15 protein-coding genes are annotated in these 13,730 nt (G+C 58.1%); 2 read left to right on the top strand and 13 right to left on the bottom strand.

Annotated features, from left to right (window positions below; translation table 11 throughout):
- Nucleotides 1-77 precede the first annotated feature (77 nt).
- From thiO to pilV, 5 genes are read right to left on the bottom strand one after another with little or no spacing between them, the layout of a single operon-like run.
- A complete protein-coding gene (gene thiO / locus QN377_RS09700; RefSeq protein WP_095018372.1) occupies nucleotides 78-1,178 on the bottom strand; it encodes a glycine oxidase ThiO in 1,101 nt (366 codons plus the stop codon).
- A gap of 33 nt (nucleotides 1,179-1,211) precedes the next feature.
- Nucleotides 1,212-1,613 carry a type IV pilin protein gene (locus QN377_RS09695; RefSeq protein ID WP_322213609.1) on the bottom strand — a complete coding sequence of 134 codons (402 nt, stop codon included), beginning with the start codon at nucleotides 1,611-1,613 and terminating at the stop codon, nucleotides 1,212-1,214.
- A 10-nt stretch (nucleotides 1,614-1,623) separates the two neighbouring features.
- On the bottom strand, nucleotides 1,624-2,166 hold the full coding sequence (locus QN377_RS09690) for a pilus assembly PilX family protein (RefSeq protein WP_095018374.1): 543 nt from the start codon (nucleotides 2,164-2,166) through the stop codon (nucleotides 1,624-1,626).
- A 10-nt stretch (nucleotides 2,167-2,176) separates the two neighbouring features.
- Nucleotides 2,177-2,860 carry a PilW family protein gene (locus tag QN377_RS09685; protein WP_095018375.1) on the bottom strand — a complete coding sequence of 228 codons (684 nt, stop codon included), beginning with the start codon at nucleotides 2,858-2,860 and terminating at the stop codon, nucleotides 2,177-2,179.
- Nucleotides 2,857-3,099 (bottom strand): type IV pilus modification protein PilV, encoded by a 243-nt coding sequence (gene pilV, locus QN377_RS09680; protein WP_095018376.1) that lies wholly within the window; start codon nucleotides 3,097-3,099, stop codon nucleotides 2,857-2,859. Before pilV ends, QN377_RS09685 begins: the two co-directional genes overlap by 4 nt.
- 234 nt (nucleotides 3,100-3,333) lie before the next feature.
- Here pilV and QN377_RS09675 point away from each other — a divergent pair, with 234 nt between their 5' ends.
- A complete protein-coding gene (locus QN377_RS09675; protein ID WP_240043139.1) occupies nucleotides 3,334-3,855 on the top strand; it encodes a GspH/FimT family pseudopilin in 522 nt (173 codons plus the stop codon).
- On the opposite strand, the gene ispH is transcribed toward QN377_RS09675, so the two are convergent.
- The 6 genes from ispH to murJ all read right to left on the bottom strand — a co-directional run bounded on the left by ispH (nucleotide 3,852) and on the right by murJ (nucleotide 11,241).
- On the bottom strand, nucleotides 3,852-4,799 hold the full coding sequence (ispH, locus tag QN377_RS09670) for a 4-hydroxy-3-methylbut-2-enyl diphosphate reductase (RefSeq protein ID WP_094999344.1): 948 nt from the start codon (nucleotides 4,797-4,799) through the stop codon (nucleotides 3,852-3,854). The two genes, QN377_RS09675 and ispH, sit on opposite strands and share 4 nt — an antisense overlap.
- Nucleotides 4,800-4,864: 65 nt before the next feature.
- Nucleotides 4,865-5,302, bottom strand: a complete 438-nt coding sequence (fkpB, locus tag QN377_RS09665; RefSeq protein WP_086795845.1) for an FKBP-type peptidyl-prolyl cis-trans isomerase — start codon at nucleotides 5,300-5,302, stop codon at nucleotides 4,865-4,867.
- A complete protein-coding gene (gene lspA, locus QN377_RS09660; RefSeq protein WP_094999345.1) occupies nucleotides 5,295-5,813 on the bottom strand; it encodes a signal peptidase II in 519 nt (172 codons plus the stop codon). The genes fkpB and lspA overlap by 8 nt, the downstream gene beginning before the upstream one ends.
- A complete protein-coding gene (gene ileS, locus QN377_RS09655; protein ID WP_095018377.1) occupies nucleotides 5,806-8,637 on the bottom strand; it encodes an isoleucine--tRNA ligase in 2,832 nt (943 codons plus the stop codon). The genes lspA and ileS overlap by 8 nt, the downstream gene beginning before the upstream one ends.
- Nucleotides 8,634-9,584 carry a bifunctional riboflavin kinase/FAD synthetase gene (gene ribF, locus QN377_RS09650; RefSeq protein ID WP_094999347.1) on the bottom strand — a complete coding sequence of 317 codons (951 nt, stop codon included), beginning with the start codon at nucleotides 9,582-9,584 and terminating at the stop codon, nucleotides 8,634-8,636. The genes ileS and ribF overlap by 4 nt, the downstream gene beginning before the upstream one ends.
- A gap of 118 nt (nucleotides 9,585-9,702) precedes the next feature.
- The gene (murJ, locus tag QN377_RS09645) at nucleotides 9,703-11,241 is read right to left on the bottom strand and encodes a murein biosynthesis integral membrane protein MurJ (protein ID WP_095018378.1); all 1,539 of its coding nucleotides are present in this window, start codon (nucleotides 11,239-11,241) and stop codon (nucleotides 9,703-9,705) included.
- A 250-nt stretch (nucleotides 11,242-11,491) separates the two neighbouring features.
- On the opposite strand from murJ, the gene rpsT reads away from it, so the two are divergent.
- Entirely contained in the window at nucleotides 11,492-11,770 is a 279-nt protein-coding gene (rpsT, locus tag QN377_RS09640) for a 30S ribosomal protein S20 (protein WP_003443902.1), read from the top strand.
- Nucleotides 11,771-12,093: 323 nt separating this feature from the next.
- On the opposite strand, the gene QN377_RS09635 is transcribed toward rpsT, so the two are convergent.
- Both QN377_RS09635 and proB read right to left on the bottom strand, forming a co-directional pair.
- Nucleotides 12,094-12,555, bottom strand: a complete 462-nt coding sequence (locus tag QN377_RS09635) for a CreA family protein (protein ID WP_094999349.1) — start codon at nucleotides 12,553-12,555, stop codon at nucleotides 12,094-12,096.
- A gap of 14 nt (nucleotides 12,556-12,569) precedes the next feature.
- Nucleotides 12,570-13,688: a glutamate 5-kinase gene (proB, locus tag QN377_RS09630; protein ID WP_095018424.1), complete on the bottom strand. Its 1,119-nt coding sequence runs from the start codon at nucleotides 13,686-13,688 to the stop codon at nucleotides 12,570-12,572.
- Nucleotides 13,689-13,730 lie beyond the last annotated feature (42 nt).

Here is a 13,730-nt window from a genome sequence, read left to right as displayed (position 1 = left end):
AGATGTGTATAAGAGACAGCAATAGGGCTTGATCTACAACAGAGTATCGACAGAAATCCCTCTGTGTTTGTAGCCGCTTAAATCCGCCCCTCTGGCGCATAAGGCGTCGGGTCGATAATCGGCTCACGCCCCAGCAGCAAGTCCGCGAATAATTGGCAGGACGCCGGTGCCAATACCAGCCCGTTGCGATAGTGCCCGCAGTTGAGCCACAGACCATCAAAACCTGACACCCGCCCAATATACGGAATGCCCTCGGGCGAACCTGGCCGCAGCCCAGCCCAGTGCCCCACCACTTCAGCATCGGCCAGGGCCGGGATCAATTCGACTGCCGAGGCCTTGAGGCTCTCAAGGGCCGTAAGGGTCGGGGTTTTATCAAAGCCTTCATGCTCCAGCGTGCTACCGATCAGGATATGACCGTCGCGGCGGGGAATGGCATAACGCCCTTTTGCCAGCACCATGCACGACAAAAAGTCAGATGCGCATTTGTACAGGATCATCTGCCCCTTGACCGGCTCCACAGGCAACTCCAGCCCCAGCCCGCTCAACAACTCACCGCTCCAGGCCCCCGCCGACAACACCACCTCATCGCCGCGGATCTCACCCCGGGCCGTATTGACCCCGCAAACTCTTTCGCCTTCGCGAACAAAACCGAGCACCTCGCACTGCTCATGCACAGTGACATTCGGCATCGCCTGCAGTGCAGCCTTCAGCGATTTCACCAACCGCGGATTCCGCACATTGGCCACATTAGCCATATAAATTGCGTGTGCATAACCACCGCCCAGCACGGGCACGGCATCATGGACTGCCGACATATCGACCGCCCCCAGAGGTCGCCCTTCGCGCCCGGCCCACTCCAGCGCCTGAGCCTCATCGTCCAGGTCCAGCCAGTACAGCCCGGTGGTGTGTACTTCAGGATCAATACCCGTCGAAGCAAACAGACGCTCGGCCAATTGCGGATAAAAGTCCTGAGACCAGTGCGCCAGGGCCGTTACAGCACAGTTATAGCGCCACGGATAAAGCGGCGAAACAATACCGCCGCCGGCCCAGGAGGACTCCTGGCCCGCCCCGCCACGCTCCAGCACAATCACCTGCTCTACATCAGCCGCCAGATTAAACGCAGTCAGCAGGCCTATGACACCGCCCCCGACAATCACCACCCGTTGCTGCCTAGCCATCTGTTAATCCAGCCCGTCATTCAAAATCAATCGTTAGCGCCCCCAACACTGCTGCAGTGTCAGGCCAGGGGCGGCCTGGGTTATCGTTGCCATACCGGTGTGAGCCAGCGTAAAGCTCCCGCACGAATCCCCCGCCATTGCCGAACCTTGTTTGGGCGTCGCCTTCAGCCAGTAGCCTTGGTCGACGAGATCGGCACTGATGTCGTAGTGCTGATTGCCTGAACTAAGGTCTTTCATACCGCTATATACCGCGTTCTTTGTGTAAAAGCGCTCAAGACTTTGGGCTTGCTCCGTCAACAGGACAACGACTTGAGAGCGGTAAGCCCGCTTTACATAATCGCCGTACAACGGATAAACGAATGCGCCAAGGATACCGGTGATCACCACGACGATCATCAGTTCGATCAGGGTAAAACCTGCTGCATACCTGTACATTTCGTGCGTCCTATTGCAGCTGTCGCCACATGACCCGGTGAAAACCCCTGGCAACACGCTCTTGCGAAGCGTTATCCGGCCCTTGATAACGCGCAAAAATACTCTCCAGTACCGTGCGCGACTGCCCGTGCCAGCCAATACCGGTAACTCGATACAAACGGGTAGTGGTGGTCACTGGCAAATGGGCTGGCGTAATGCTTGGCCCAAGGTTCTGAACGCCATACAGCCCGTTCGCAACGCTTACCCAACGTACCCCGGAGGCCGGATCGATGCCTGGCACAGCCTGAGTACGCGCCTCTGGGGGCGGGTTACAGCTTGCTGGCGAAGTGCAAGGCAATACCCTGCCCCCTTGGATCTGAAGCCAGGCCTCCCCACTGCCAAGCGCCGCTTCTGCGGCCTGAAATGAGTGGTTGGCATGTTGAACGCCTGCAGACATTTTTTCCTGAAGGGTCGCACTGACCATTGCAGCCATCCCGATCAGGCTCAGCAACAGCATGAAAACCAGGCTGACCAGCAGTGCCATGCCGCGCTGACAAATCAATGGCAAAGGCATGATGCGCGCCCTAAGCCAGCCGGTTACGCAAAGCGACTTCCAACTGATAGATCTGGTCCTTGACCCGCCCGGCGCGGTCTCGCAATGTCAGGCCGATACGTATGCTGCGCAGGCTGGAACCATTGACCAGACGACTCTCATAACGCAGCACGGAGTGCGAACCTGCCGTACCGGCCACGCCAAAACTCACGTCAAAGGCAGCCACATTATCGAGCAGCACCGCTTTATTGGGCCCGATCTTTAACTGCCCGTGCTCATGATGGTAAAACAATTCACGCACGGGAAATGCCGTTTCACCGGGAGCCAAAAACGACCTTGCCCCGGGATGTGCCCGGGCGAAACTTGTGCAGTCCGAGACCACAGTCCAGTCAGGCTTGGCAGCCTGAAGCGCCACGTCCGAACTGATCATGCGCAACACCCCCCTCTGCCAGGAGACCGGTGTTTTAAAAACAGAGGGCGCATCAACAATACGATCGACTGACAGGCAGCCAAACATGCCCGCCATGCGAATCTCCCGAGCCAGTTTACTCAGCACATAACGCGCATCCTCCTGCAGCCTTGCCGACGACCGCTGGCTTAAGTAAGCCTCGCGGCTGCTTGAGAAAATCTGCGTCATGCCCAGCACTACCAGCATTCCCAGCGCCAGAGCCACCATCAGCTCGATCAGGCCAAAACCTGAACGGGGATTGCTCATGATGACCCGGCCCCGGCATGACCGCTCGACAAGGGGTGGACAACCTCCGCGCGCATCTGATCCAGCCTGCTGTAGGCAATAAAACTGTCCTGGGTGCTTATCAGCGCGCTTGCCGTATGTTTCAAGGCATTGAGTTGCATAGCAGCAGAGCCCAACAGGCTGATAAACAGAATCAACAGCGCGATAAGCACTTCGATCAAGCTCATCCCGTCTTGTCGACTTTTAACTAATCGAGGCATCCGAATCGTCCATGTCAGAGGGTTCGACGGCACGCCCTGTGCCGCCCAGACAAAAGCCTAGCCTCCCCCGCTGCTCTGCACGGCAGGACGAAGCCAAGCAAACCAGCCGGATTTTTCGCCTGACTTCGTAAGCTGTTAACGGTCAGAAAACATGATGAAACCATTGCCGTGAGCCTGTAATGCCAGAGTTCGCTATACAGAGAAAACACACTTGAACCGTCCAGGGAGGACGCTATGCATCAACGTGGCATGAGTCTGATCCAGCTGCTACTGACGCTGACGATCGTGGCGCTTACGGCCCGTTTTGCCAGCCCGGCCTATAGCGCCCTTGTCGAGCATCATCAGCGTCAGATCACTGCCGAACAACTGGCCAGCAGCCTGCGCAATGCACGCGCACAAGCACTGCTACGCCAACAATTTGTGGTGGTTTATCCGTACGAAGAAGATTGGAGCCGAGGCTGGAGGACGATTCTGGACTTGAGCGGCCAAGGCCATCTGGACAAGGGCAACCCGGTGCTGGTCGAGTCACAGGGCAGTGGGCGCATACCCATTGCGGGCAATACACCGGTTAAACGGTATGTGCGCTTCAACCCGCTGGGCGAGCCACAACTGATTGGAGGCGCCTTTCAAGCCGGGACACTGCATGTTTGTCAGGCAAGGACTGCACAGAGCCACTATCAAGTGGTGCTGGCCAAGAGCGGGCGCATCAGCCTGCGCAGCGATAAAACTGCACAGGCCTTATGCAGGCACGCTTAGGTAATGGCGCGAACGCGCAACTCTTTGGGCATGGAGAACGTAACATTCTCTTCACGGCCGGCCAGCTCGTCGGCACCGGTTGCGCCCCAGGCATGCAGCTGTTGAATCACGCCACGTACCAGTACCTCTGGGGCCGATGCACCGGCGGTGATACCGATGCTGTTTACGCCGTCGAACCAGCTTTTTTGCAGGTCTTCAGCACCGTCGATCAGGTAGGCGGGGGTCTGCATGCGCTCCGCCAGTTCGCGCAGGCGATTGGAGTTGGAGCTGTTCGGGCTGCCCACCACCAACACCACATCGCACTCATCAGCCAGTTGCTTGACCGCATCCTGACGGTTTTGCGTGGCATAGCAGATATCGTCCTTGCGCGGTCCGCCAATGGCCGGGAAGCGCGAACGCAGGGCGTCGATCACACGACTGGTGTCGTCCATCGACAAGGTTGTCTGGGTTACAAAGGCCAGTTTTTCCGGGTCTTTGACCTGCAGGTTCGCAACATCCTTTTCATCTTCGACCAGGTAGATCGCGCCACCATTACTGGCGTCGTACTGGCCCATGGTGCCTTCGACTTCCGGATGACCGGCATGACCAATCAAAATGCACTCACGGCCATCACGGCTATAGCGCGCGACCTCAATATGCACCTTTGTCACCAGCGGGCAGGTCGCGTCGAACACCTTGAGACCACGCCCGGCAGCCTCTGTACGCACGGCCTGGGAAACGCCGTGGGCACTGAATATCACAATGACGTCGTCCGGCACCTGATCCAGCTCTTCGACGAAAATAGCGCCACGGGAACGCAGGTCTTCAACGACAAATTTGTTGTGCACCACTTCGTGGCGAACATAGATAGGCGGACCGAAAACTTCCAGAGCACGATTGACGATTTCAATCGCACGGTCCACCCCGGCGCAGAAGCCACGGGGGTTGGCGAGTTTGATATGCATGCTGGGCCTCGTGGGACGCGCAGAAAAATAATGCCAATCAGGCCCGGCCGCAGCCGGGCACTGGATTACAGCGCTTGAACGTCTTTGATTTCCACGTCGAAGGTCAGGGTTTTACCTGCCAGCGGATGGTTGAAATCAATGGTGACTTGCTCGTCATCGAACTCTTTGACCACACCCGGAAGCTCGGTGTTGGCCGCATCATTGAAGATCACCAGCAAACCTTGCGACAACTCCATGTCCTTGAACTGCGAACGCGGAATGATCTGCACGTTTTGCGGGTTAGGCTGGCCAAAGGCGTTTTCCGGAAGAATCTCCAGTGTGCGCTTGTCACCCGCCTTGAAACCGAACAACGCCGCTTCAAACCCTGGCAGCAAGCTGCCATCACCCACCTTGAAAGTGGCCGGGGATTTGTCGAAGGTGCTGTCAACGGTGTCGCCATTTTCCAGACGCAAAGCAAAATGCAGAGTGACCTGCGTGTTCTGACCAATACGCTGCTCAGTCATGAGCGGGTTCCTCGGGCTTTTTACTTTTGAACATATCCAGTGCCAGCATCACGGCACCTACGCAAATCGCACTGTCGGCGAAGTTGAACGCAGGGAAGTACCAGCGATTTTGCCAATGCACCAGAATGAAATCGACCACATGACCGTAGACAATACGGTCATACAGGTTACCCAGTGCGCCGCCCAGAATCAGGGCAAGGGCAATGGCCAACCAGGTGTCATTGCGCCCCAGACGCTTGAGCCAGACCACCAGCACGGCACTGACCACGACCGCGATCAGGGCAAACAGCCAGCGCTGCCAGCCGGCACTGTCCGCCAGGAAGCTGAAGGCCGCACCGGTGTTGTAAGCCAGGGTCCAGCTGAACAGGTCGGGAATCACCACAATCTGCTGGTACATCTGCAGCGAATTGTCGAAGTAGACCTTGCTGGTCAGGTCAATGACCAGGACCAGCACAGTCAACCAGAGCCAGCCCAGGCGCCCGAAGCGCCCGGTAGTGCTGGTATTAGGCATAGTGACGTACCTCACCAGCGCCGCTGATATTGTCTACACAACGACCGCAGATTTCAGGGTGCTCGGGGTTAACGCCGACGTCTTCACGGCAGTGCCAGCAACGGGCGCACTTGGCATGGGCCGACTTGACCACCTTGAGCTTGAGGCCAGCCACTTCGGTAACCACGGCATCTGCTGGAGCCTGCGCAAAAGGCGCAACGCTGGCAGTGGAGGTGATCAACACGAAACGCAGCTCGTTGCTCAACTTGGACAAATCAGCAGCCAGCTGATCTTCGGCGAACAAGGTCACTTCTGCTTGCAAGTTACCGCCAATGGCCTTGGCTGCGCGCAAGTTTTCCATTTCCTTGTTGACCGCAACCTTGACCGCCATGATTCGCTCCCAGTAGGCGCGATCCAGTTCGGTGCCTTCCGGCAGTTCAGTCAGGCCTTCGTACCAGGTGTTGAGCATCACCGATTCGTTGCGCTCGCCCGGCAGGTACTGCCACAACTCATCAGCGGTGAACGCCAGGATCGGAGCGATCCAGCGCACCAGCGCTTCAGAGATGTGGAACAGCGCGGTCTGGCACGAACGGCGAGCCTTGCTGTTGGCGCCGGTGGTGTACTGGCGGTCCTTGATGATGTCGAGATAGAAACCGCCCAGCTCCTGAACGCAGAAGTTGTGCACCTTGGAGTACACGTTCCAGAAACGGTATTCGCCGTAATGCAGCTCCAGCTCACGTTGCAGCAGCAACGCACGATCCACCGCCCAGCGGTCCAGTGCCAGCATTTCTTCGGCAGGCAGGATGTCGGTGGCTGGATTGAAACCGGTCAGGTTCGACAGCAGGAAGCGTGCGGTATTGCGGATACGTCGGTAGGCGTCCGCACTGCGCTGCAGGATCTGGTCGGAAACCGCGATTTCGCCCGAGTAGTCGGTCGAGGCAACCCACAGACGCATGATGTCGGCGCCCAGGGTGTCGTTGACCTTTTGCGGTGCAATCACGTTGCCCAGCGACTTGGACATCTTGCGGCCCGCTTCGTCCACGGTAAAACCGTGGGTCAGCAGCTCGCGGTACGGCGCGTGGTTGTCGATGGCGCAACCGGTCAGCAACGACGAGTGGAACCAGCCACGGTGCTGGTCGGAGCCTTCAAGGTAGAGGTCGGCACGCGGGCCGGTCTCGTGACCCATCGGGTGCGAACCGCGCAGAACATGCCAGTGCGTGGTGCCCGAATCGAACCATACATCCAGGGTATCGCTGATCTTGTCGTACAGCGGCGCTTCGTCGCCCAGCAGCTCGGCAGCATCCAGCTTGAACCACGCCTCGATGCCTTCGACTTCAACGCGCTTGGCCACTTCTTCCATCATTTCGACGGTGCGCGGGTGCAGCTCGCCGCTTTCCTTGTTCAGGAAAAACGGGATCGGCACGCCCCAGTTGCGTTGACGCGAGATGCACCAGTCCGGGCGGTTGGCGATCATCGAGTGCAGGCGCGCCTGACCCCAGGCCGGAACGAACTGGGTGTCTTCGATCGCTTGCAGCGCACGGGTGCGCAAGGTATCGCCATCAGTCGGCTGCTTGTCCATACCGATAAACCACTGGGCGGTGGCACGGTAGATCAGCGGCGTCTTGTGGCGCCAGCAGTGCATATAGCTGTGGCTGATGGTCTCGGTGAACATCAACGAACCGACTTCGATCAGCTTGTCGATGATGTTCTGGTTGGCCTTCCAGATGAACTGGCCACCGAAGAACTCCAGCGACGGCACGTAAACGCCATTGCTTTGCACCGGGTTGATGATGTCGTCGTTGACCATGCCATAGGCTTTGCAGGTCACGAAGTCGTCTACGCCGTAGGCTGGAGCCGAGTGAACCACACCAGTGCCAGCACCCAGCTCAACGTAGTCGGCCAGATAAACAGGCGACAGACGGTCATAGAACGGGTGACGGAAGTTGATCAGTTCAAGCGCTGAGCCAGTGGTGGTCGCGATGACCGAACCCTGCAGGTTGTAACGCGCCAGACTCGATTCGACCAGTTCTTCAGCCAGTACCAGCAACTTGTCGCCCACGTCGACCAGCGCGTAGGTGAATTCCGGGTGTACGTTAAGCGCCTGGTTGGCCGGAATGGTCCACGGGGTGGTGGTCCAGATCACGATCGAAGCAGGTTTGCTCAGTGCCGCCAGACCAAAGGCCTCTGCCAGCCTGGCTTCGTCGGCAACCGGGAAGGCAACGTCGATGGCCGCAGACTTCTTGTCCTGGTATTCAACTTCAGCTTCAGCCAGGGCCGAACCGCAATCGAAGCACCAGTTCACCGGCTTGAGGCCCTTGAACACAAAACCGCCCTTGACGATCTCAGCCAAAGCACGGATTTCACCGGCTTCGTTTTTGAAGTCCATGGTTTTGTACGGGTTGGCGAAATCACCCAGCACACCCAGACGGATGAACTCGGATTTCTGCCCCTCGATCTGCTCGGTGGCGTAGGCACGGCACAGCTCGCGGGTTTTATCCGCGCTCAGGTTTTTACCGTGGGTCACTTCGACCTTGTGTTCAATCGGCAAACCATGGCAATCCCAGCCCGGCACATACGGCGCGTCAAAACCCGACAGGGTCTTGGAGCGGATGATCATGTCTTTCAGAATCTTGTTCAGCGCATGACCGATATGGATAGTGCCGTTGGCGTACGGAGGACCGTCGTGAAGTACGAACTTCGGACGATCCTTGCCAATCTCGCGCAACTTCCCGTACAGGCCAATGCTGTCCCAGCGCTGCAAAATTTGCGGTTCGCGCTGTGGCAGGCCGGCCTTCATTGGGAAGGCGGTGTCCGGGAGGTTTAGCGTGGCTTTGTAGTCGGTCATTTCAGGCTCTTTTTAAGCGGTTGACCCAGCCAAAAGGCTCGGGCGGCGGCGACGTCCGCATTGATCGCCGTCTTGAGCGCCTCCAGGGAGGCGAAACGCTGCTCATCACGCAGCTTGTGGTGGAATGCCACGTTCAAACGCCGACCATACAGATCGCCGGCGAAATCCAACAGATGTACTTCAAGATGGGCGCTGCCATCCCCTGCTACGGTTGGCCGCACGCCGATATTGGCGACGCCGGGCCAGGTTTTACCGTCGATCTCGACGCTGGCCAGGTACACCCCGGTCAACGGCACACGACGACGCTTGAGCTGGATATTGGCGGTCGGCGTGCCCAACTGGCGCGCCAGTTTTTGCCCGTGCAATACCCGGCCAGCGATTTGAAAAGGGCGCCCCAGCAAACGCTCTGCCAGGGAGAAGTCGGCACTGGCCAGAGCATCACGCACCTTGGTGCTGCTGATGCGTACGCCATCAAGCTCAACCGTTTGCGCCGCCTCGACGGTGAAACCCTGCATCTGGCCAGCCTGCTGCAAAAAGTCAAAATCGCCGACGCGATCGCAGCCAAAACGGAAGTCGTCACCGACCTCCAGATGCTGCACGCCCAGGCCGTCGACCAGAATGGTATCGACGAATTCGGCGGCGCTGAGCTTGCACAGACGTTGATTGAACGCCAGGCACAGCACCCGGTCGACTCCGGCGTCTGCCAGCAGTTGCAGCTTGTCGCGCAACCGGGCCAGACGTGCAGGAGCCGTATCCGGGGCGAAGAATTCGCGCGGCTGCGGCTCGAAAATCACCACGCAGCTGGGCACGCCCAACTCCAGTGCACGCTCACGCAGCCGGCCCAGGATAGCCTGGTGACCACGGTGTACACCGTCAAAGTTGCCAATAGTGGCGACACAGCCCCGATGCTGGGGCCGCAGATTGTGAAGGCCTAGAACCAGCTGCATAACGCGCTTCTTGCTCATAAAGTGGTCGATTATAACCACACCCGGCCCAGTACGACAGGCAACAGCGCAAGGCAAATCGGGTCAATTCGACAAAATCGACGTCTGACCCGTCATTAGCTTACATAAGTGACTTGCGGGCGAAATCCTTCAAACGCAGCCCCAACAGCAGCAGCATACCGAAATACGCCAGCACGCCCGCGACAACCAAGCCGCCCAGACGAATAAAGCGCTCCAGCATATTGCCGTGATCCCAGGCCGGCATCAGGTGCATCAAGCCCAGCAATACCGCCGACATCACGGCTACGGCCAGCACCAGCTTGAACAGGTATTTGGTCCAGCCCGGCTGGGCGACAAACAGCTTTTGCCGGCGCAACTGCCAGAACAGCAGCCCGGCATTGATACAGGCGCCTACGCTGATGGCCAACGCCAGCCCCGCATGCTGCAACGGAACGATAAAGACCAGGTTGAGCAACTGCGTCACCACCAGGGTGAATACCGCTATTTTGACTGGCGTGCGAATGTTTTGCTGTGCATAAAAGCCTGGCGCCAACACCTTGATAATGATGATTCCGAGCAGGCCCAGCGAATAAGCGATCAATGCACGCTGGGTCATGGCCGCATCCAGCGCCGTGAACTGGCCGTACTGGAATAGCGAAACGGTAAGCGGCTCGGACAGGATGGCCAGCGCCAGGGAACATGGAAGCACCAGCACAAAACACAGGCGCAAGCCCCAGTCGAGAATACGCGAATACTCCTGACGGTCTTTGTTGGCGTAGGTCTTGGACAGGGTTGGCAGCAGGATGGTGCCCAGCGCCACCCCCAGCACTCCTGAAGGCAACTCCATTAGACGGTCCGCGTAGTACATCCATGACACCGATCCAGCCACAAGGAATGAGGCAAATATCGTATTGATGATCAGAGAGATCTGACTGACCGAGACCCCAAGGATGGCTGGCAGCATCTGTTTCATCACCCGCCACACGCCGGTATCGCGCAAATTGAGCCTTGGCAGCACCAGCATGCCGATCTTTTTCAGGTGTGGCAGTTGAAACAGCAACTGCGCCAGACCACCCACCAGCACGGCCCAACCCAGAGCCATCACCGGCGGATCGAAATACGGCGTCAGGAACAACGCAAACACAATCATGCTGACGTTAAGCAGGGTCGGCACAAAGGCCGGTACCGCAAAACGGTTCCAGGTATTGAGGATCGCCCCCGCCAGGGATGACAGCGAGATCAGCAGGATATAAGGGAAGGTGACCCGCAGCATGTCGCTGGTGAGCTCGAATTTTTCAGGGGTCGTGGCGAACCCCGGGGCCGTTGCCCAGATGACCCAGGGGGCCGCCACCATGCCCAGCACGGTGACAATGGCCAGCACCAGGGTCAAAAGCCCGGCGACATAAGCGACAAAAGTGCGGGTCGCCTCCTCGCCCTGCTGGCTTTTGTACTCGGCCAGAATCGGCACAAAGGCCTGGGAAAAAGCGCCCTCGGCGAAGATCCTGCGCAGCAGGTTTGGCAGTTTGAAGGCAATAAAGAATGCATCCGTGGCCATTCCGGCACCGAAGGCACGGGCAATAATGGTGTCGCGAATGAAGCCCAGAACCCTGGAAATCATGGTGATTGAGCTGACGGCAGCCAACGACTTGAGCAAATTCATTGAAAGAGTTTTTGCCTATAGAGAAAGAGCAGGCGAACAAAGCGCCCACTTATGCGATACTGCGCGCCGCAACAGCACAGAGCCAAGCTCGCGAGTTTACAGGTCAAGCGCCGGAAATAAATATCCCGTCTGCCTCGATCCACCACTCAGCGGATCGCATCAAACGCCCTTGACAAGAGTTCTCGTCATCGGCATGATTCGCGGCCTATTTTGTTTGTTATTTCCCAAAAGTCTTTCGAGGAGCTCGACGGTGGCCAACACACCTTCCGCCAAAAAACGTGCAAAACAGGCTGAGAAGCGTCGCAGCCACAACGCCAGCCTGCGTTCCATGGTTCGTACCTACATCAAGAATGTAGTTAAAGCCATCGACGCAAAAGACGCTGCTAAAGCGCAAGCTGCTTATGTTCTGGCTGTTCCTGTTATCGACCGTATGGCCGATAAAGGTATCATCCACAAGAACAAAGCTGCTCGCCATAAGAGCCGCCTGAATGGCCACGTCAAGGCGTTGAACCTTGCGACTGCTGCTTAAGCGATAAGCTTTTTAAAAAACCGACCTTAGGGTCGGTTTTTTATTGCCTGCGATTTGATCAGCGTACGAAAAACCCTGTAGATACTCTGCGACAGACCTAGCCCACCTGCCAGCGGGCGCGACGACGCGACAATTCAGAGCCCAGCGCAATCAAAAGCCCCTCACCCCAACCCTCCCCCAAGGGAGAGGGAGCTGATCAACTGAGGTCTTGAGGGTGCGCGCAGTCAGTCCCCTCTCCCTCCTGGAGAGGGACGAAGCAGCTACAAAGTGGCGAAAAAACGGCAAAAAAAAGCCGCGACAAGCGCGGCTTTTCTTGAGCAACGTTACTCGTGCGGCCACGGCAAAATCGGGATTGCCGTTACGGCATTCTGCGGACTGCCTTCGATCAAGCGGTCGCTGTACACCAGATACACCAGCGTATTACGCTTTTTATCCAGGAAACGCACCACCTGCATGGTCTTGAAGACCAGCGAAGTCCGCTCCTTGAACACCTCATCACCCTCTTTCAGGTCACCCTTGAAGCTGATCGGCCCGGTCTGACGGCAGGCAATCGACGCCTCGGCGCGATCTTCAGCCAAACCCAGACCACCTTTCATGCCACCCGTCTTGGCACGAGAAAGGTAGCAAGTCACGCCATCTACCTTGGGATCATCGAATGCTTCTACGACGATACGGTCATTAGGCCCGACAAATTTGAAGACCGTCGACACCGAGCCAATTTCTTCCGCCGAGGCCATTAGCGGCATCGCCAACATCAAACCCAATAAACCGCCAATCAAGCGCATACCACACCTCAAATTCAAACCAGAATCAGGTTATCGCGATGAACCAGCTCAGGTTCCGCCATATAACCCAACAAGCCGACAATCGCATCCGACGATTGCCCGATAATTTTTTGCGCCTCGGCAGCACTGTAGTTGGCCAGGCCACGAGCGATCTCCCGCCCGTCCGGCGCGACGCACACCACCATCTCGCCACGACGGAAACCGCCCTGAACCGCCTTGACCCCTACAGGCAACAGGCTTTTATTGCCCTTGGACAAGGCCGCCACAGCGCCTTCATCCAGCACCAGCGTGCCACGGGTCTGCAAGTGTCCGGCCAGCCACTGCTTGCGCGCAGCCAGCAGGCCACGCTCCGGGGACAGCAAGGTACCCAGTCGCTCGCCCGCCTTGAGACGATCCAGCACCCGCTCCAGACGCCCACCCACAATGATCGTGTGCGCACCGGAACGCGCCGCTAGGCGCGCCGCGCGCAACTTGGTCTGCATGCCGCCACGCCCCAACGCACCACCGGTACCGCCTGCCACTGCATCCAGCGCCGGATCATCGGCACGCGCCTCGTAGATCATCCTGGCATCAGGATTGTTGCGCGGATCAGCATCAAACATGCCGTCGCGATCGGTCAGGATCACCAGCAGATCAGCCTCGACCAGATTAGCCACCAACGCGGCCAGCGTATCGTTGTCACCGAAGCGGATTTCGTCCGTGACCACCGTGTCATTTTCATTGATGACCGGGATCACGCCCAATTCCACCAGCGCACGCAGGGTGCTGCGGGCATTGAGGTAGCGTTTGCGATCAGACAGATCGTCATGGGTCAGCAGGATCTGCGCGGTATGCCGGGAATGCTCGGCAAAGCTCGACTCCCAGGCCTGCACCAACCCCATCTGACCAATAGCCGCAGCAGCTTGCAGCTCATGCATGGCACTCGGTCGCACCGTCCAGCCCAAGCGGCTCATTCCGGCCGCAACCGCACCCGAAGACACCAGCACCAGCTCTACGCCAGCCTCGTGCAACGCCACCATCTGTTCAACCCAAACGCCCATCGCCGCGCGATCCAGGCCCTTGCCATCCGCTGTCAGCAACGCGCTGCCGATCTTCACGACCCAGCGCTGCGCACCCGTCACCTTGCTCCGCATCATCATCCAACCTATGCCTGAGAGCAGCGCGACCGAGCGCCA

Origin of the sequence: Pseudomonas sp. CCC4.1, from assembly GCF_035019225.1 — a bacterium.
In the GTDB taxonomy this organism is placed as follows: domain Bacteria; phylum Pseudomonadota; class Gammaproteobacteria; order Pseudomonadales; family Pseudomonadaceae; genus Aquipseudomonas; species Aquipseudomonas bubulae.
The sequence above is the reverse complement of the archived record's forward strand: the minus strand, read 5'-3'. Positions and strand labels throughout refer to the sequence as shown.